General features: G+C 73.9%; 17 protein-coding genes. 12 read left to right on the plus strand and 5 right to left on the minus strand.

Annotated features, from left to right (window positions below; translation table 11 throughout):
• Positions 1–13: 13 nt before the first annotated feature.
• Entirely contained in the window at positions 14–841 is an 828-nt protein-coding gene (locus ACI79Y_RS08985) for an IclR family transcriptional regulator domain-containing protein (protein ID WP_457158143.1), read from the minus strand.
• A 226-nt stretch (positions 842–1,067) separates the two neighbouring features.
• Here ACI79Y_RS08985 and ACI79Y_RS08990 point away from each other — a divergent pair, with 226 nt between their 5' ends.
• Positions 1,068–2,837 (plus strand): FAD-dependent oxidoreductase, encoded by a 1,770-nt coding sequence (locus tag ACI79Y_RS08990; protein ID WP_457158144.1) that lies wholly within the window; start codon positions 1,068–1,070, stop codon positions 2,835–2,837.
• Between the two features lie 24 nt (positions 2,838–2,861).
• Here the strand turns inward: ACI79Y_RS08990 and ACI79Y_RS08995 are convergent, their stop codons facing one another.
• Entirely contained in the window at positions 2,862–4,328 is a 1,467-nt protein-coding gene (locus ACI79Y_RS08995; RefSeq protein WP_457158145.1) for an aldehyde dehydrogenase family protein, read from the minus strand.
• 350 nt (positions 4,329–4,678) lie between these two features.
• Here ACI79Y_RS08995 and ACI79Y_RS09000 point away from each other — a divergent pair, with 350 nt between their 5' ends.
• The 11 genes from ACI79Y_RS09000 to ACI79Y_RS09050 all read left to right on the plus strand — a co-directional run bounded on the left by ACI79Y_RS09000 (position 4,679) and on the right by ACI79Y_RS09050 (position 15,075).
• On the plus strand, positions 4,679–4,855 hold the full coding sequence (locus tag ACI79Y_RS09000) for a hypothetical protein (RefSeq protein WP_457158146.1): 177 nt from the start codon (positions 4,679–4,681) through the stop codon (positions 4,853–4,855).
• Between the two features lie 118 nt (positions 4,856–4,973).
• The gene (locus ACI79Y_RS09005) at positions 4,974–6,515 is read left to right on the plus strand and encodes a GAF domain-containing protein (protein WP_457158147.1); all 1,542 of its coding nucleotides are present in this window, start codon (positions 4,974–4,976) and stop codon (positions 6,513–6,515) included.
• Positions 6,512–7,216, plus strand: coding sequence for a response regulator transcription factor (locus tag ACI79Y_RS09010; RefSeq protein WP_457158148.1), 705 nt, complete (start codon positions 6,512–6,514; stop codon positions 7,214–7,216). Before ACI79Y_RS09005 ends, ACI79Y_RS09010 begins: the two co-directional genes overlap by 4 nt.
• 177 nt (positions 7,217–7,393) lie before the next feature.
• Positions 7,394–8,119: a PIG-L deacetylase family protein gene (locus ACI79Y_RS09015; protein WP_457138534.1), complete on the plus strand. Its 726-nt coding sequence runs from the start codon at positions 7,394–7,396 to the stop codon at positions 8,117–8,119.
• Positions 8,116–8,820: a 4-carboxy-4-hydroxy-2-oxoadipate aldolase/oxaloacetate decarboxylase gene (locus tag ACI79Y_RS09020; protein ID WP_457158149.1), complete on the plus strand. Its 705-nt coding sequence runs from the start codon at positions 8,116–8,118 to the stop codon at positions 8,818–8,820. The genes ACI79Y_RS09015 and ACI79Y_RS09020 overlap by 4 nt, the downstream gene beginning before the upstream one ends.
• Entirely contained in the window at positions 8,817–9,518 is a 702-nt protein-coding gene (locus tag ACI79Y_RS09025; protein ID WP_457158150.1) for an alpha/beta fold hydrolase, read from the plus strand. The genes ACI79Y_RS09020 and ACI79Y_RS09025 overlap by 4 nt, the downstream gene beginning before the upstream one ends.
• 19 nt (positions 9,519–9,537) lie before the next feature.
• Positions 9,538–9,816 carry a muconolactone Delta-isomerase family protein gene (locus ACI79Y_RS09030; RefSeq protein WP_153361195.1) on the plus strand — a complete coding sequence of 93 codons (279 nt, stop codon included), beginning with the start codon at positions 9,538–9,540 and terminating at the stop codon, positions 9,814–9,816.
• Between the two features lie 55 nt (positions 9,817–9,871).
• Entirely contained in the window at positions 9,872–10,246 is a 375-nt protein-coding gene (gene ligA / locus ACI79Y_RS09035) for a protocatechuate 4,5-dioxygenase subunit alpha (RefSeq protein WP_457158151.1), read from the plus strand.
• A complete protein-coding gene (locus tag ACI79Y_RS09040) occupies positions 10,246–11,103 on the plus strand; it encodes a class III extradiol dioxygenase subunit beta (RefSeq protein WP_457158152.1) in 858 nt (285 codons plus the stop codon). The genes ligA and ACI79Y_RS09040 overlap by 1 nt, the downstream gene beginning before the upstream one ends.
• Before the next feature lie 310 nt (positions 11,104–11,413).
• Positions 11,414–14,149 carry an endo-1,4-beta-xylanase gene (locus ACI79Y_RS09045; RefSeq protein ID WP_457158153.1) on the plus strand — a complete coding sequence of 912 codons (2,736 nt, stop codon included), beginning with the start codon at positions 11,414–11,416 and terminating at the stop codon, positions 14,147–14,149.
• Positions 14,150–14,397: 248 nt separating this feature from the next.
• Positions 14,398–15,075, plus strand: a complete 678-nt coding sequence (locus ACI79Y_RS09050; RefSeq protein WP_457158154.1) for a response regulator — start codon at positions 14,398–14,400, stop codon at positions 15,073–15,075.
• Positions 15,076–15,101: 26 nt separating this feature from the next.
• Here ACI79Y_RS09050 and ACI79Y_RS09055 read toward each other — a convergent pair whose 3' ends face one another.
• The 3 genes from ACI79Y_RS09055 to ACI79Y_RS09065 all read right to left on the minus strand — a co-directional run bounded on the left by ACI79Y_RS09055 (position 15,102) and on the right by ACI79Y_RS09065 (position 17,698).
• Positions 15,102–15,557: a pyridoxamine 5'-phosphate oxidase family protein gene (locus tag ACI79Y_RS09055; RefSeq protein WP_457158155.1), complete on the minus strand. Its 456-nt coding sequence runs from the start codon at positions 15,555–15,557 to the stop codon at positions 15,102–15,104.
• Positions 15,558–15,684: 127 nt separating this feature from the next.
• Positions 15,685–17,421, minus strand: a complete 1,737-nt coding sequence (locus ACI79Y_RS09060; RefSeq protein WP_457158156.1) for a GAF domain-containing protein — start codon at positions 17,419–17,421, stop codon at positions 15,685–15,687.
• Positions 17,327–17,698, minus strand: a complete 372-nt coding sequence (locus ACI79Y_RS09065) for a pyridoxamine 5'-phosphate oxidase family protein (RefSeq protein ID WP_457158157.1) — start codon at positions 17,696–17,698, stop codon at positions 17,327–17,329. The genes ACI79Y_RS09060 and ACI79Y_RS09065 overlap by 95 nt, the downstream gene beginning before the upstream one ends.
• Positions 17,699–17,855 lie beyond the last annotated feature (157 nt).

Below are 17,855 nucleotides of genomic sequence, written 5' to 3' on the forward strand. Positions count from 1 at the left end.
GCGGAACCGGGGATCAGGCGGTGCCGCGGACCTCGGTGTTGCGGGGCACCTCCACGTGCGGCCGGGACTGCCACAGCGCCCACTCGGCGCTGACGTCACCGGCGGTGCGCAGCAGCCGGGGCAGGTGCTCGCCGAGCAGCCGGTCGGTGCTGGTCTCCGCGGCGTGCACGGTCACGTTCATCGCGGCACGCACGGCGCCGGAGCCGTCGCGGACGGGAACGGCGACCGAGCGGACGCCGGGCGCCAGCTCCTCGTCGGCCAGCGCCCAGCCCCGCGCCCGCACCTCGGTGAGCTCGCTGTGCAGCTGCTCGGCCGAGGAACCGATGTAGGGCGGCAGACCGGCCCGGCTGGGCTGGGCGAGCACGGCGGCCAGCTCGGCGGGGGAGAGGGCGGCCAGCAGCACCTTGCCCTGCGACGTCTGCGCCGCCGGGAAGCGGGTGCCGATCTCCACGCGCAGCGCGATCAGCTTCGGCACCGCGACCCGGGCGACGTAGACGATGTCCGAGCCGTCGAGCTGGGCCATCGACGACGACTCCCCGGTCTGGGCCACCAAGGTCTCCAGGTGCGGCCGGGCGACGTCCCACAGGCCCAGTGCACCGACGTAGGCCATGCCGAGGGTGAGCACCTTCGGGGTCAGCTGGAACCCGTTCCCGGCGGTGCGGACGAACCCCAGCTCCTCGAGGGTGAGCAGCAACCGCCGGGCGGTGGGCCGGGCCAGCCCGGCGGCGGTGGCCACCTCGCTCAGCGTCATCGTCGGCCGGTCGGCGCCGAAGCACGCCAGCACGTCCAGCCCGCGCGCGAGGGCCTCCACGAAGTCCGGCCCGCTGCCGCGCCCTGCCATCGGTGGCCCCTTCCGTCGTCCGGCCGCGCTCAGGATGGCACGGGGCGGACGGCCGGTCACCCCTGCTGACGCAGCAACGGACAGTCGTCCGTTCAACTACCGCATCGTTCGTGCCGGTACAACGACCGGATGTGACCCTTGACACACCGCGCGGGTCTCGGTAGGCCTTGGGTGGCCGTGCTGCGGACCGCCGTACGCGCCACCCTCGAAGCCCCGGGAGATGCAGATGAGCGCTGGCGGAGCCGACGTCGAGACCGACGTGCTGGTGGTCGGATCAGGTCCGGCGGGTGCGTCGGCCGCGCTCTTCCTGGCCAGCTACGGCACCCGCACGCTGCTGGTCACCAAGTACAGCCGGCTGTCGGACACCCCTCGGGCGCACATCACCAACCAGCGCACGATGGAGGCGATGCGCGACATGGGCGTCGAGGAGACGCTGCTGGCGCTGGCCACCCCGTGGGACCAGATGGGCAACACCACCTTCTGCACCAGCCTGGTCGGTGAGGAGCTGGGCCGGATCCCCTCCTGGGGCACCGACACCCTGCGCCACGCCGACTACGAGCTGGCCAGCCCCTGCACCATGCTCGACGCGCCGCAGACGATCACCGAGCCGGTGCTGGCCAAGGCCGCCCAGGAGCGGGGCGCCCGGCTGCGGTTCGACACCGAGTACCTGCGCCACGTGCAGGACGACGACGGCGTGACGACGACGGTGCGCGACCGGCTGACCGGTGCCGAGTACACGATCCGGTCGCGGTACCTGGTCGGCGCCGACGGGGCGCGCAGCGTCGTCGCCGCCGACCTCGACCTGCCCTTCGAGGGCCCCGGTGCGGTGGCCGGCGCGCTCAGCATCGTCTTCCGGGCCGACCTCACCCACCTGGTCGCGCACCGCCCCTCGGTCCTGTACTGGATGCTGCAGCCCGGCGCGGAGAAGGAGGGCGTCGGCCTCGGCGTGCTCCGGATGATCAAGCCGTGGACCGAGTGGATGCTGATGTGGGGCTACGAGGTCGCCGCCGGGCCGCCCACGCTCACCGACGACGTCGTCCGGGAGCTCGCCGTGGCCCTGGTGGGCACCGACGACTTCGAGATGGAGGTGACCTCCCGCTCGCCGTGGACGGTCAACCACCACTTCGCCACCACGCTGTCGCGCGGGCGGGTGTTCTGCGCCGGTGATGCCGTGCACCGGCACCCGCCGACGAACGGCCTGGGGTCCAACACCTCCATCCAGGACTCCTACAACCTGGCCTGGAAGCTCGCGCACGTGGTGGCCGGCACGGCCTCGCCCCGGCTGCTGGACAGCTACGACGCCGAGCGGGCGCCGATCGCCCGGCAGATCGTCGAGCGGGCCAACCAGAGCATCGCCGACACCGGCCGCATCCTCGCCGCCCTCGACCTGACCGACACGACCGACGTCGAGCGGCTGGAGCAGCAGCTCGCGCTGCGCAAGGCGCCGGGACCCGAGGGGGAGAAGGTGCGGGCGGCGCTGCGGGAGGCGATCGCCTTCAAGGCGCACGAGTTCGACGCGCACGGCGTCGAGCACAACCAGCGCTACGCATCCGGCGCCGTCGTGCCGGACGGGACGCCGATGCCGGCGTACCGGCGCGACCCGGTGCTCTACGCCCAGCCCACCACGTGGCCCGGCGCCAAGCTGCCGCACACCTGGGTGACCCGGGCCGGCCACCGGGTGTCGACCCTGGACCTGGTCGGCTCCGGCCGGTTCAGCGTGGTCACCGGGATCGGTGGGCAGCCGTGGCTGGACGCGGCGGCCGCCCTGGGCGAGGAGCTGGGGCTCTCGATCACCCCGGTGTCGATCGGGCCGGGGGAGCCGTTCGAGGACCCCTACGGCACCTGGGCGGAACTGCGGGAGATCGGCGACGCGGGGGTGCTGCTGGTGCGGCCGGACTGCTACGTCGCCGCCCGGCACCTCGGTGCGCCGGAGTCGGCCGGGCAGGCCGCCGACTGGCTGCGGGCGGCGCTGACCGCCGTGCTCGGGAGGGGCTGACCCTCCCGAGCACGGCGGCGGGGGTCAGCGCGGCGGCAGGCCGACCGAGTGGGTGTCCATGAACTCGCGGATGCCCTCGATGCCCAGCTCGCGGCCCATCCCGCTGCCGTCGAAGCCGCCGAAGGGGGCGCGCTCGTCGAGCACGCCGGCACCGTGGGAGTTCACGAACGTGTAGCCGGTGCGCAGCCGGGCGCCCACCGCGGCGGCGCGGTCCCGGTCACCGGTCCACACCGAGGAGCACAGGCCCGACCAGGTGTCGTTGGCCCGGGCGATCGCGTCCTCCTCGTCGTCGAAGGGCAGGATCGGGATGGTCGGCCCGAACTGCTCCTCGACCACGACGCGGGCGTCGTCGCTGGGGTCGAGCACGATGGAGGGCCGCAGGAAGTTGCCGCGGGAGGTGTCCGCACCCGGGGCCGGCTCACCGAACTCGCGCACCTCGAAGCCGGCGGAGCGGGCGTGGTCGACCAGCTCCTGCACGTACTCCTTCTGCTTGGGGCTGTGCAGCGGGCCCATGTTGACGCCCTCGTCGAGCCCGTGGCCCAGCCGGACCCCGGACAGCGCCGCGGACAGGCCCTCGACGACCTCCTCGTAGCGCGAGCGGTGCACGTAGATCCGCTTGGCGGCCATGCAGATCTGGCCGGTGGAGTCGAACGTGCCGGCGTAGAGCTTCTGGAACGCGTCGTCGTCGAGCACGGCGTCGGCCAGGATCAGCGCGGGGTCGTTGCCGCCGAGCTCGAGCGCCACGCGGGTCAGCGACTCGCTGGCCATCGCCATGATCCGCTTGCCGCCGCCGGGGCTGCCGGTGAAGCAGACCTTCTTCACCCGGTCGTCCTGGATCAGCGCACCACCGATCTCGGCGTCGGCGCCGGTGACCACGTTGAGCACGCCCGGGGGCAGCAGCTCGGCGACCTGCTGCACGGTGCGCACGGTGGCCAGCGGGCAGGACGGCGGCGGCTTGACCACCACGGTGTTGCCGGCGAGCAGCGCCTGCGGCAGCGAGGCGGCGAGGATCGCCAGCGGCCAGTTGAACGGCACGATGATCGTCACGACGCCCAGCGGCAGGTACGAGATGCGCAGGTCGGTCGGCGGCGCGGGCAGCTCGACGACCCGGTCGACCTCGTCGACCAGCGCGGTGGCCAGGCCGAAGCGGTGGGCGAACACGATGGAGTCGATGAAGGACTCCATCCGGATCTTGCCGTTCTCCCGGGTGAGCACCTCGGCCGTCGCCGGCCGGTCGGCCTCCAGCGGCGCGAGGGCGGCGGTGATCAGCTCGGCGCGCTCGGCCGGGGTGCGGGCGGCCCAGGCCGGGAAGGCGCGGTGCGCGGCGGCGACGGCCTGCTCGGCCTGCTTGGCGCTGGCGGCGGCGGCGTAGCCGACGATCGAGACGCCGTCGGAGGGATCGATGACCTGGAGTGAGTCGTCGGCGGTGTGCACCTCTCCGTTGATGAAGAGGTTCGTGGTGATCTCGGGCAGGTCTGCGAGGGACGGCACGGATGCTCCCGGGGGTCGGCGGTGACCAGGGCCGGTACGTACGGCCCGGGGTGGTTCACCGTCCACCGTAGGCAGGCCGACGGCTCGACGGAAGGCGGATCGGACAGCTGTCCGCAACTCGTCACAGGACCCGCCACCCGGCGGCGGGCCCGGCTACGTCATCTGTCCCGCCGGTGCCGGTGCCCGATCCCGCGGCGTGGTCGGCTCCGGGACGGATGACGTAGGGCGATCGCGCCCCGGCGCGCGCGACAGCCGTTGTCGTTCCGGGTTCCATCACAGCAGCGGGCGCCGCCGGTCACGCGACCGACGGAACCGCGCACCCCGCGACCCGCGTCGAGAGGAGCAGGTCCGTGCCCACCACCGCCAGGACGTCGCCCGCCGCGCCGCGCGCGACGGTCGTGCCGCGCTCCGCCGGCACGCTGGCCGAGGGTGGCGGCCATGACGTCCCCGGGCACGACGTCCCCGGGCACGACGTCCCCGGGCACGACGTCCCCGGGCACGACGTCCCCGGCCCCGCCGCGGGGTGACCGACCGGTGGCGGACCCCCGCGGGGTGACACCCCGTCCTGCCCCGACGCCCGACCTGCCACGCTCTGGTCGTACGGCCGCACCGGTGCGGCCGGACCCGAGCTGGGGGTGGGTGGCGATGGGCGCAGGGACGGTGGCGCAGGAGCGGACGGCGCAGGAGCTGCTGGTCGCCCTGGTCGAGGTGTCCGCCGACGGTCTCGGCGTGCTCGACCCCGACGGCCGGCTGGTCCGCGTGAACCGCGCCGGCCGGGTCATCCTCGGGCTGGCCGACGGTGACCTGCCACCGGGGTTCGTCCCCTTCGGCACCTCGCCCGCCGGCCTCGGGGTGCCCGACGGCAGCGGCGCGCTGCAGGCGGTCACCACCGCGGACGGCCGTCGACGCACGCTGGAGTACCGGCTGACCACGCTGCCCGACGGGCACGCCGCCGTCTGGTTCAGCGACGTCACCGACGAGCTGCGCCAGCAGGACCGGCTGACCGCCATCACCCGGGCCGCGGCCCGCGTGGCCGGCGTCCGCTCGCTGCGGACGACCCTGGACGCGGTGGCCCAGGAGGTGGTGCGGACCGCCCAGCTGGGCGCGGTGCAGATCTTCGCCCTGGACGACCCGCGGGCCGAGGTGCGCGTGCTGGGCATGGCGGGGTTCGGGGACGCCGCGGACTTCACCGAGCGGCTGTCGGCGGTCCGCCGGCTGGGGGCCCACGTCCGCTTCATGGACGCCTTCGCCACCGGCCGGCCGGTGGTCGTCCGGCACCGCAAGCCGGTGATCATGGCCGACCCCCGCTGGGCGCCGCTGCACGCGGTGATGGACACCCCCGAGTGGGACAGCTTCGCCTCGGTCCCGCTGGTGGTCGGCGGGCGCACCGTCGGCGTCATGAACGCGTACTACAAGCCGGGGGAGGACCCCAGCGCCAGTTCGCTGGCCTTCCTCGAGGCGATGGCCGACCAGGCCGCGGTCGCCATCCACATCGCGGCGCTGCTGGCCCACACCCGGTCGGAGGCGGAGTCCGACGAGCGTCGCCGGCTGGCCCGGGACCTGCACGACTCGGTGGTCCAGCAGCTGTTCTCCATGCGGCTGCAGGCCGGCGCGCTGCGCGCCCAGCTGGACGCCGGGGACGCCGGGCCGGCCGGGGTGCGGGCCGCCGCCGGCGAGCTGGCCGAGCTGGCGCAGAGCGCCCTGGCCGACCTGCGCGGGCTGGTCTTCGAGCTGCGGCCGCTGGAGCTGGCCGACCGGGGCCTGGTCGAGGCGGTGCGCGCGCACGCCGACAGCGTCGAGGTCCGGACCGGCCTGGTGATCGAGGTGCTCGCCGAGGGCGACGTCGAGCCCGCCTGGGAGCTGACGGTGCAGGAGGACGTCTACCGCGTGGTGCAGGAGGCGCTGCACAACGTGGTGAAGCACGCGCAGGCCTCCACGGTGGAGGTCCGCTTCGACCTCGACCCGGCGGAGCACTGCCTGGTGGTGACCGTCCTGGACGACGGGCGCGGTGCGGCGGAGGCACCGGCCGGCCCCACGCTCGGGCTGGTGTCGATGCGTGAGCGGGCCGAACGGTGGGGCGGGCGCTGCACCGCCGGGCCGCGCGACGGTGGTGGCTGGCAGGTGCGGCTCACGCTGCCGTTGGTCGAGCAGGGACGAGAGCGGACCCAGGGAGGGCTGGACCGGTGAGCGAGCAGGAGCAGGGGGGTCAGGAGGCCGGTGCGCCGGCGACGGGGGTGATCCGGCTGATGGTCGTCGACGACCACGCCGTCGTCCGGCGCGGGATCCTCGCCTACGTCGACGCCGTTCCCGCCCTGGAGGTGATCGCCGAGGCCGGCGACGGGCAGGACGCGCTGGCCCAGTTGGCCCAGCGGCAGACCACCGGCGCCGACCTGCCCGACGTCGTCCTGATGGACCTGCAGATGCCGCGGATGGGCGGCATCGAGGCCACCGAGGCGATAGCCCGGGTGCACCCGGGCGTCGCGGTGGTGGTGCTGACCAGCTTCGGCGAGGTCGAGCGGGTGCACGCGGCCCTGGCCGCCGGTGCCTCCGGGTACGTGCTCAAGGACGCCGAGCCGACCGAGGTGGTCGCCGCGGTGCGGGCCGCGGCGGCGGGGGAGGTGCACCTGGACTCCGCGGTCGCCCGGCAGCTGACCCGGCGGATGTCCGGGCCGCAGGTGGGGCTGGCCGCGCTGACCACCCGGGAGCGGGAGATCCTGGTGCTGGTGGCGCAGGGCCACTCGAACCGGGAGATCGCCGACCGGCTGGTGATCAGCGAGCGCACCGCCCGCACGCACGTGAGCAACGTGCTCTCCAAGCTGCAGTTGACCTCGCGCACCCAGGCCGCGCTGCTGGCCATCCGCGACGGGCTCATCCCACCGCCCAGCTGACTGCGACGGATGACTGCGACGGATGACTGCGACGGATGACGTAGCCGGCACCTGCCGCAGTGCCCGGTCACGAGCTGACCGCCGACGGATACCGCCGGAGGTCTCGCGGGCCTAGCGTGGAGGTGTCACCGGTCACTCCCGACGGCGGCACCCCGAACCGAGGAGCGCGCGCACCCGATGCCCGACAACCCGTCCGTGCTGGTGATCAGCGCCCACTCGGCCGACTTCGTCTGGCGGGCGGGGGGAGCCATCGCCCTCTCGGCCCAGCGTGGTGCGTCGGTGCACGTGCTCTGCCTGAGCTTCGGCGAGCGCGGTGAGTCGCAGGGGCTCTGGGCCAAGGAGGGGATGACCCTCCAGGGGGTCAAGGACGCCCGGCGGGCCGAGGCCACCGAGGCCGCGGGGCTGCTCGGTGCCAGCATCGACTTCCTCGACCTGGGCGACTACCCGCTGCGGGTCGACGAGGCCGCGCAGGACCGGATCGTCGGGGTGATGCGCGAGCGGCTGCCCGACGTGCTCCTCACCCACGTGGCCAACGACCCGTACAACCGCGACCACAACCTGGCGCACGAGACGACGCTGCTCACCCGGATGGTCGCCCAGGCGCACGGGCACGACCCGGGTGCGACGCCGCTGGGCGCCGCGCAGGTGTTGCAGTTCGAGCCGCACCAGCCCGAGGTCTGCGGGTTCGTCCCCGAGCTGCTGCTGGACATCACCCCGGTGTTCGAGCTCAAGAGCAAGGCGATGCAGTGCATGGGCGGCGGGCAGGGGCACCTGGTCGAGTACTACACCCAGCTCGGCACCCGGCGCGGCGTGCAGGCCCGGCGCAACGGCGCCCCGAAGGGCGTCACCCAGGCCGAGGCCTTCCAGCGCACCTTCCCGACGGTGGGGGACCAGCTGTGGTGAGCCGGCACGTGATCGTCACCGACACCCCGCGCCCGCACGCCGACGCCGTCGCGGTGCTGGCGAAGGCCGGGGTGGCCACCGCGCACGAGGCGATGGGCCGGCGCGGCCTCACCCACCCGGTGCTGCGCCCGATCTACCCCGGCGCCCGGATCGCCGGCCGCGCCGTCACGGTGCTCAGCCAGCCCGGCGACAACCTGATGATCCACGCCAGCATCGAGCAGTGCGGCCCCGGTGACGTGCTGGTGGTGACCACGACCTCGCCGTCGACCGACGGCATGTTCGGCGAGCTGTTCGCCACCCAGCTGGCCACCCGCGGGGTGCTCGGCCTGGTGATCGACGCCGGTGTCCGGGACGTCGCCGACCTGACCGCGATGGGCTTCCCGGTGTGGTCGCGGGCGGTCTCCGCGCAGGGCACGGTCAAGGCCACGCCCGGATCGGTGAACGTGCCGGTCGTCGCCGCCGGCGCCCTGGTGCGCCCCGGTGACGTGATCGTCGCCGACGACGACGGCGTGCTCGTCGTCCCGCGCGCCGAGGCGCCCGCGGTGGCCGAGGCGGCCACCGCGCGGGAGGCGAACGAGCAGGCCAAGCGCGAGCAGTTCCAGGCCGGGGTGCTCGGCCTCGACGTCTACGGCATGCGCGAGAAGCTGGCCGCCCTGGGCGTCACCTACGTCCCCGCGAGCGAGCTGGAGGAACGGGCATGAGCACCTTCGTCCTCGTGCACGGCGCCTGGCACGGCGGCTGGTGCTGGGACCGGGTCGCGCCGCTGCTGCGCGCCGCCGGTCACGAGGTGCACGCCCCCACGCTCACCGGGCTCTCCGAGCGGGCGCACCTGCTCTCGCCCCAGGTCGGGCTGGACACCCACACCGAGGACGTCGTCCGGCTGATCGAGCTGCTGGACCTGCGCGACGTCGTGCTCGTCGGGCACAGCTACGCCGGCCACGTGATCAGCATGGTCGCCGACCGGGTGCCCGAGCGCATCCGCCGGCGGGTGTTCCTGGACGCCTTCGTGGGGTCGGACGGGGAGACCGCGGTCTCGCTGCAGCCGGAGACGGTGGCCCACCACTGGGCGGAGTCGGCGGCCGAGCAGGGCTTCGGCTGGCTGGTCCCGGTGCGGAAGCTGTCGGTGCTCGGGGTGACCGAGCAGGCCGACGTCGACTGGCTGACCCCGCGGCTGACCGCGCACCCGTGGAAGACCTACACCGACCCGCTGCGGCTCTCCGGTGCCGCCGACGGGGTGCCGGCCGCGTTCATCGAGTGCGTCAGCTGGATGCGGGTGTTCCAGTCGCAGGCCGACCGGGCACGGGAGCGCGGCTGGCCGGTGCACGAGCTGGAGACCGGGCACGAGGCGATGGTGACCGCGCCGAAGGCGCTGGCCGACGTGCTGCACGAGCTGGCCTGAGCGGGGAGGAGACCTGCAGATGGAGTTCCTGGTCCGGTCGGAGAACCGGTTGCCCGCCGACTTCCCGCCCGAGCGGCGGGCGGAGCTGCGCGCCGGTGAGCGGGCGCGCGCGGTCGAGCTGCGCGAGGCGGGCGTGCTCAAGCGGCTGTGGCGGGTGCCCGGTCGCAACGCCACCGTCGGCCTCTACGAGGCGGCCGACCCGGCCGAGCTGCACGACGCACTGATGTCGCTGCCGATGGCCCCCTGGCTCGACGTGCACGTCGAGGCGCTGGCCACCCACCCGCAGGAGCGCACGTGAACGGCACCGGCACGGACACCAGCAGGGAGCACGGCCGACGGGCGAGGAGGCCCTCATGACCACCGAACAGTCCAGCGCACCACCGCGGCCGAAGATCGACGTGCCGGGCACGCCGATCTTCGACGGCGCCACCAGTCGGCGCGGGTTGAAGATGAACAAGCTGTTCATGAGCCTGCGCACGAAGGAGGCCCGGGACCGCTTCCTGTCCGACGAGCCGGCCTACTGCGCGGAGTTCGGGCTCACCCCCGAGCAAACGCGCGCGGTCACCGAGCGGGACTGGCAGGCGATGATCGACCTCGGCGGGAGCATCTTCTACGTCTACAAGCTCGCCATGATGGACGGGCGTTCCATGCAGTACCTCGGCGGTGTGTTCACCGGGATGACCGAGGACGAGTTCAAGGCGGCGCTCGCCGCGGGAGGGCGGTCCTGATGGCCGAGGTGATCTGGGGGCTGGCGACCTCGCACGTGCCGTCCATCGGCGCGGCGATGGACCGGGACAAGACCCAGGACGACAACTGGAAGCCGCTGTTCGACGGCTACCAGCCGGCCCGTGAGTGGCTGGCCGAGCACAAGCCCGACGTGGCGATCGTGATCTACAACGACCACGCCAACGGCATCGACCTGGACATCGTGCCGACCTTCGGCATCGGCACCGCCGAGCGCTACCCGGTCGCCGACGAGGGCTTCGGCCAGCGGCCGGTGCCCGAGGTGGTCGGCCACCCCGACCTCTCCCTGCACCTGCTGGAGAACCTGGTCGACGAGGGCTTCGACCTCACCGTCTTCCAGGAGCTGGAGGTCGACCACGGCCTGACCGTGCCGCTGTCGGTGTGGACGCCGGACCCGGGGGAGGCGTGGCCGTGCCCGGTCGTGCCGCTGCTGGTCAACGTCATCCAGTACCCGCAGCCGACCGCCGCGCGCTGCTACGCGCTGGGGAAGGCGCTGGGCCGGGCGATCCGGAGCTTCCCCGAGGACGTCACGGTCGGGGTGCTGGGCACCGGTGGCATGTCCCACCAGCTGGCCGGTGCGCGGGCGGGGTTCATCAACTCCGACTTCGACCGGCAGTTCCTGGAGGAGATCCAGACGGACCCGGAGAAGCTGGCGGCGCTGTCCCGCGAGGACTACGTGCGGCTCGCCGGCTCCGAGGGCATCGAGATGATCATGTGGCTGATCATGCGCGGTGCGCTGAACGACGACGTCACGCGGGTGCACGACACCTACTTCGTGGCGGCGTCGAACACCGCGGCGGCGCTGGCGCTCTTCGAGAACAAGGTGCTCCAGCCCGCCTGACGTCGGCGGCGCACCCGTCGCGCCTCCCGACACCGAGCCCGGTCCCGCGTCGCGGGGCCGGGCTCCGTCGCGTGCGGGGGTGGTGGTCGGGTGCGGGGGTGGTGGCGGGTGCGGGTCACCGGCGCCATGAGCTCGCCGCGCCGCGGACACGCGGCGTTCGCCGGAGATTCGTCGTCCCCGATCCATTGACTTCCCCCGAAGTGGTGAGCTTCACTTCGGTCGGCGCGGTACCGGAAAGTTTCGATAACCGCCCGGGATCCATCCGGAAGCACAGTGGCTGCGCGATCCATCCCGAGGAGAACACGAGCACATGAGACAACGACGTCTGGTTGGCGGAGCAGCGATGCTCGGCCTGGTGGCGGGGGCCGGCGTGGTCGCCGCGCCCGCGGCCACCGCCGCACCGACCACGGTGCACACCACCGGCTTCGAGACCGGCACCGACGGCTGGTTCGGCCGCGGCGCCGCCCAGGTGGCGGTCAGCACCGAGGAGGCCCGTACGGGCGAGGCGAGCCTGGCGGTCACCGGCCGCGGCGACGCCTGGCACGGCCCGGGCCTGGACGCCCGGTCGTTCATGCCGGCCGGGAGCTACACCATCGAGGGCTGGGTCAAGCTGCCCGCGGGCTCCGGCGAGGACCTGGTGACGCTGAGCATCGCCCGGACGCCGACCGGGGGCAGCGCCGCCTACGACTCCGTGGCCTTCCAGGTCGCGGTCTCCGACAGCAGCTGGACGAAGGTCAGCGGCACCTACGAGTTCGCCGGCGCCGTCAGCCAGCTCGAGCCGTACTTCGAGAGCCCCGACGCCACCCAGGCCTTCTTCGTCGACGACGTGACCATCGCCGGCGAGGCGGCCGCGCCGCAGGAGCCGGGCACGCTGGCCCCGCTGGCCACCGACTTCGAGGACGGGCTGCAGGGCTGGGGCCCGCGCGGTGACGCCCGGGTCGAGCGCACGACCTCCGACGCCCACAGCGGGTCGGCCAGCCTGCTGGCCACCAACCGGCTGCAGAACTGGCAGGGCCCGGCCGTCGACGTCACCCGCAACCTGGCCGTCGGCCAGACCGTGCAGGTGACCGTCTGGGCCAAGCTGGCGCCCGGCGAGGGCTCGGCGTCGCTGCGCGCCTCGATCCAGCGCAACCGCGGCACGCAGACCAACTACGAGAACATCGGCGGCGCCAGCGCGGTCGTCACCGATGCCGAATGGACCCGGCTGCGTGGCACCTACACCCTCGGGGCGCCGATCGACTCGGCGCAGCTGTACGTCGAGGGCGACGCGAACACGAGCTTCCTGATCGACGACGTCACCGTCGCCCCGTTCGCCGAGACGCCGATCCAGGACGTCCCGGCGCTGCAGGACGTGCTCAGCGACCAGGGCTTCGAGCACGTCGGCGTGGCCATCGACTCCCGGGAGACCGTGGGCCGGGCCGCCCAGCTGGTGACCAAGCACTACGGCGCCATCACGCCGGAGAACGACGGCAAGCCCGAGGTCGTGCAGCCCACCGAGGGGAACTTCGACTTCACCAACCTCGACCGGCTGCTGGACTTCGCCGACGCCAACGACGTCGACGTCTACGGCCACGTGCTCGCCTGGCACTCGCAGACCCCGGCCTGGTTCTTCAAGGACGGCGACCGCGACCTGACCAGCAGCCCCGCCGACCAGGCCCTGCTGCGGGCCCGGCTGGAGGCGCACATCAAGGGGATCGCCGACCACATCGACGCCCGGTACCCCGACGGCGACTCACCCGTCTGGGCCTGGGACGTGGTCAACGAGGTCATCAACGACGGCGCCAACGCCAACCCGCACGACATGCGGGACAGCCGCTGGTTCCAGGTGCTCGGCGAGCAGTTCGTCGACGAGGCGTTCCGGCTCGCGGACCGGTACTTCCCGGACGCCGCACTGTTCATCAACGACTACAACACCGAGATGCCGGAGAAGCGGGCCGACTACCTCGAGCTGGTCCGCAGCCTCATCGAGCGCGGCGTGCCGATCGACGGCGTCGGCCACCAGGTGCACGTGGACTTCGCCCGCCCGGTGCAGTGGGTGGGCGACTCCCTCGCCGGTGTGGAACGGCTCAGCGCCGAGACCGGCCGCCCGCTGCTGCAGGCGATCACCGAGCTCGACGTGAGCGACTCCAAGGAGAACAACGGCGCCGACGTCAGCAACGGCACGGTGCCGCAGCACGCGCCGGCCTACGCCGACGACGCCGACGCGGCCGCCGAGCTGGGCTACTACTGGCGTGACCTGTTCTCGGTGTTCCGCGAGTACTCCGGGTCGATCGAGTCGGTGACCGTGTGGGGCATCAGCAACGCCCGGAGCTGGCTGCGCACCTGGCCGGCGGCCCGCCCCTGGGAGCAGCCGACCCCGTTCGACGACGACCTGCAGGTCACCCCGGCCTACTGGGGCATCGTCGACCCGAGCCGGCTGCCGGCCCGTCCGGCGGACGTCTCGCCGCCGCGGATCGCCGCCAAGGACCCGGTGCTGGCCACCTCCACGGGCGTCGACGGCGCGACGGTGACCTACACCCCACCGGTCACCGGGGACACCCGGGACGGCGCGATCGTGCCGACCTGCGACACGCCCTCGGGCGCGCTGTTCCCGATCGGCAGCACGACGGTCACCTGCACCGCCGCCGACGCGACCGGGAACGTGGCCACGCCGGGATCCTTCGACGTGGTGGTCACCCCACCGGCCACCACCACGCGGCTCTACCAGCAGATCAACAACGGGCCGGTCGTGCGGGCGAACGTCAAGCAGACCGTCCAGCTGGTCGTGCAGTTCGGCAACAAGGGCAAGGGCGTGCTGCTGGGCGACAGCTTCCAGTACTCCTGCACCCAGACCGCCGGGTCGCCGATGACGCTGCAGCTGGCCCCCGGGTCGGCCCGGCAGGTCGGCAACCGCGACTACCCAGCCGGCCAGAACGCCAACTTCACCCTGCGCGGCAACCCCACGCAGGTCGGGACGGCGTCGTTCGACTGCACCCTGTCGATGACCGACTCCTTCGGGGCGCCGGTGACCGCGACCACCTCGGTCACCATCGACGTCCGGAAGTGACCGCGCGGGCCTGAGAGCCCACCGCACGCAGCCGGCCCCCGTCCACCCCAGGTGGACGGGGGCCGGTCGCGTTCCCGCGGAGCCGGTCAGCGGCGCCGCCCTCGGCGGAACCCGGCGAGGGACGAAGGGGCCGGTCCACCCGGTCCGGCGCCGCTCGGGACCTTGGGCCCGTGTCCCGTGCGGTCGACAGCCCCTAGCGTGGGAGGTCGCACGCTCGGAGACACCGGAGCGGGAGAGGCAGGCAGCTGGTGACCACGGACGCGGCGACCACCCCGGTGCGGGTGTTCCTGCTCGACGACCACGAGATCGTCCGGCGCGGCGTCGCCGACGTGCTGGAGACCGACCCCGGGATCACCGTCGTGGGGGAGGCGAAGAACGCTGCGGAGGCGCTCGCCCGGGTGCCCGCGCTCCGCCCCGACGTCGCGGTGCTCGACGTGCGGCTGCCGGACGGTGACGGGGTCAGCGTCTGCCGCGAGCTGCGCTCCACGATGCCCGGCCTCAAGGTCGTCATGCTGACCAGCTACAGCGACGACGAGGCGCTCTTCGAGGCGATCATGGCGGGCGCATCGGGCTACCTGCTGAAGCAGATCCTCGGCCAGGACCTGGTCTCCGGGGTGCGCACCGTGGCCGGGGGCGGGTCGCTGCTGGACCCCACCGCCGCCGCGGCCGTGATGGAGCGCATGCGCCGGGCCGCCGAGCCGAGCGGCCCGCTGGCCAAGCTCAGCGACCAGGAACGCACCGTGCTGGAGCTCATCGGCGAGGGGCTCACCAACCGGCAGATCGGCGAGCGGATGTTCCTGGCCGAGAAGACCGTGAAGAACTACGTGTCCCACCTACTGGCCAAGCTCGGCCTGGAGCGGCGCACCCAGGCGGCCATCCTCGCCACCGAGCTGCGCGGCACCCCGGGATCGGCGCAGCCGCGCTGATCCCCCCGCCCCTCGTCCGGTGCCGGTCAGGCGCCGGCGAGGGGGGCGGTGGCCGCCGGGACCGCGGCCCCCAGCGAGATGCGCCGGCCGCGGAGCAGAGTCGTGCCGATCGCCACGTAGCAGGGGTCGTCGGCCGGCGCCCAGGCCCGGGCGCCGGCCGCGTCCAGCGCCGCCACCTCCGCGGGATCGCTGATCAGCCGGAAGGCACCCACCACGGTCACGTTCCACCCGGTGCGGTCGGTCCGGTCGTGCTCGTCGACCTCGAAGGCGACGACCGCACCGCGGCTCGCGGCGGCCACCTTGCTGCCGCGGCGGGTGGGGATCACGATCTCGGCCCCCACGACGGCGAAGGAGACCGGCTGGATCGCCGGCAGGGCGCCCTCGGTGTAGGCGATCCGCCCGATGGCGGCGGTCGCCAGCAGCCGTCGGCACTCCGCGTCGGCGAGCACCTCGAGCACACGGTCGGTCACCTGGGTCGGCACGGGCTTCCTCCTGCACGGGGATCCTGATCGTGCTGCGCACGATCGTCTGCCGTCCCACTGTGCCCGCGCCCGTGGACCGCCGCTCGGGTCCTGGGTCCTGATCTGGACCGGCCGGGCCCGCCGCCGGTCAGCCGTGGCCGGGGACCGGCAGCGGCGCGCACCAGCGCAGCCGGGTGCCGCCCTCGGGCAGCGCCGCCACGTCGCTGTCCCCGCCCCACCGGCGGGCCCGCTCCTGCATGTTGCGCAGGCCGCTGCGGGCCACGGTGGGGTCGATGCCCCGCCCGTCGTCGAGCACCTCGAGGACCACCTCGTCGGCCACGTCGAGCGTCACGGTCACGTGCCGGGCGCCGGAGTGCTGGGCGGCGTTGCTGACGCCCTCCCGCACCACGGCCTCGACGTCGACCGCCAGCTCACCGGTGACCAGGTTGTCGACCGCACCGGACATCCGCACCGTCGGGTGCAGGCCGTCGCCGGTGCCCTCGGTGACGATGTCCAGCACCCGCCGGCGGAGGCTGTCGGCGTGCTCGGCGACATCGGTGGTGTGCAGGTCGAAGATCGTGGTCCGGATGTCGCGGACCGTCTCGTCCAGCTGGTCGATCACCCCGCGCAGGCGCTGCTGCACGCCGGGGTCGCGGACCCGGCCGGTGGCCGCCTGCAGGCTGAGCCCGGCGGCGAACAGCCGCTGGATCACGTGGTCGTGCAGGTCCCGGGCGATCCGGTCGCGGTCCTCGTAGACGTCGAGCTGGCGGGCCACCTGCTGGCGGACCGCCATGTCCAGGGCGAGGGCCACCTGGTCGGCGAAGGAGCTGATCAGCGGGCCCAGGGTCGGGTCGAAGGGATCGCGCCCACCGCGGCGGCAGGCGATCAGCACCGCGGTCTGGCTGTCGACCCCGCGCAGCGGCACGGCGATGACCGGGCCCCACGGCTGCGCGGCCGGCCCGGCGGGGTCGAGCCCCGAGACGTCGAGGGTGACCACGCCGTCGGCCTGCGCGACCGCGGCCAGGACCGGGCTGTCGGCCGGCGTCAGGCCTCTGCCGGTCAGGTCGTGGAGGTCCTCACCGCGCTGGGCCTGTACCTCGAGGTGGTCGGCGCCGTCGGCGGCGCGGACCAGCCAGGCGCCGTCGGCGGCGGTGAGCTCGGCGACCCGGTCGACCACCAGCTGGAAGGACGCCTCGGGGGAGAGGCCGCCGAGCAGTGCGGCGCGGACGTCGGCGACGGCGGTCAGCCAGCGCCGGCGGACCTCGCCCTCGGCGTAGAGCCGGGCGTTGTCGATCGCGATGCCGGCGGCGCCGGCGAGCGCGGTGAGCACCGCCTCGTCTTCGGCGGTGAAGGCGCCGTCGCGCTTCTCGGTCATGTAGAGGTTGCCGAACACCTCGCCCCGGATCAGCACCGGGACGCCGAGGAAGCTGCGCATCGGCGGGTGGTGCGGCGGCATGCCCACCGAGGCCGGATGGGTGCTCAGATCGGTGATGCGCAGCGGCCGCGGATCGGTGATCAGCTGCCCGAGCACGCCCTTGCCCTCGGGGAGGTGCCCCATCCGGGCCGCCAGCTCCTCGTCGATGCCGACGGTGATGAACGCGCCGAGCCCACCGCTGGGCCGCAGCACCCCCAGCGCGCCGTACCGCGCGTCGACCAGCCCGGTGGCTGCCTCGACGATCTGGCGGAGGGTGGCGTCCAGGTCCAGGCCGCTGGAGACGCTGAGGAAGGCGTCGAGCAGGTCCTGCACCCGCTCCTGCGAGCGGGCGACGGCGGCGAGCCGCTCCTGCACCTCACCGAGCAGCTCGGTCAGCCGCATGCCGGCCAGCGGCGAGGGGGCCGCCGGCGCGGGATCGGTGGCGTCGGTGCGGGGCGCGCGGCTGCTCATCACGCCCAGATTGGCACTGCTCCCGCGGGGAGAGCAGCCCGGGGTTCGGGCGCGGCGCGCAGCCGACGGCCCCGGCGGCCGCGGCCAGGTCGCTCCCGGAGCTCACCGGCACGATGAGCTCCTGCCCGGAGAGCAGGTAGGTGACCGGCTGCAGCACCGGCAGCGCGCCGTCGGTGAACGCGATGCGGCCCAGGTCGCGGGTGGCCAGCAGCCGCAGGCGCTCGGATGCCCGCAGCACCTCCAGCTCCCGGTCGGGGTCGGGGTCGGCGGAGAACACGTCGTTCGCCGGCCCCGGTCAGCCGTCGCCGCGGACGGGGGACACGGGTGAGCGCGGCCAGGCCGGGCCGCGTGGGGCCGAGCCGGTCGGGGAACACCCGGTGCTCGCGGGCGGTGAGCGAGCGCAGCGCGCCGCTGCGCCTGCCCCGTCAGCCGGC

Source organism: Modestobacter sp. SYSU DS0875, assembly GCF_054050915.1.

Excerpts from the sequence above, each read along its gene's own strand:
- ACI79Y_RS08985 (WP_457158143.1), bottom strand. The coding sequence starts at position 841 with ATGGCAGGGCGCGGCAGCGGGCCGGACTTCGTGGAGGCCCTCGCGCGC.
- ACI79Y_RS08990 (WP_457158144.1), top strand. The coding sequence starts at position 1,068 with ATGAGCGCTGGCGGAGCCGACGTCGAGACCGACGTGCTGGTGGTCGGA.
- ACI79Y_RS09005 (WP_457158147.1), top strand. The coding sequence starts at position 4,974 with ATGGGCGCAGGGACGGTGGCGCAGGAGCGGACGGCGCAGGAGCTGCTG.
- ACI79Y_RS09015 (WP_457138534.1), top strand. The coding sequence starts at position 7,394 with ATGCCCGACAACCCGTCCGTGCTGGTGATCAGCGCCCACTCGGCCGAC.
- ACI79Y_RS09025 (WP_457158150.1), top strand. The coding sequence starts at position 8,817 with ATGAGCACCTTCGTCCTCGTGCACGGCGCCTGGCACGGCGGCTGGTGC.
- ACI79Y_RS09030 (WP_153361195.1), top strand. The coding sequence starts at position 9,538 with ATGGAGTTCCTGGTCCGGTCGGAGAACCGGTTGCCCGCCGACTTCCCG.
- ligA (WP_457158151.1), top strand. The coding sequence starts at position 9,872 with ATGACCACCGAACAGTCCAGCGCACCACCGCGGCCGAAGATCGACGTG.
- ACI79Y_RS09040 (WP_457158152.1), top strand. The coding sequence starts at position 10,246 with ATGGCCGAGGTGATCTGGGGGCTGGCGACCTCGCACGTGCCGTCCATC.
- ACI79Y_RS09045 (WP_457158153.1), top strand. The coding sequence starts at position 11,414 with ATGAGACAACGACGTCTGGTTGGCGGAGCAGCGATGCTCGGCCTGGTG.
- ACI79Y_RS09060 (WP_457158156.1), bottom strand. The coding sequence starts at position 17,421 with ATGAGCAGCCGCGCGCCCCGCACCGACGCCACCGATCCCGCGCCGGCG.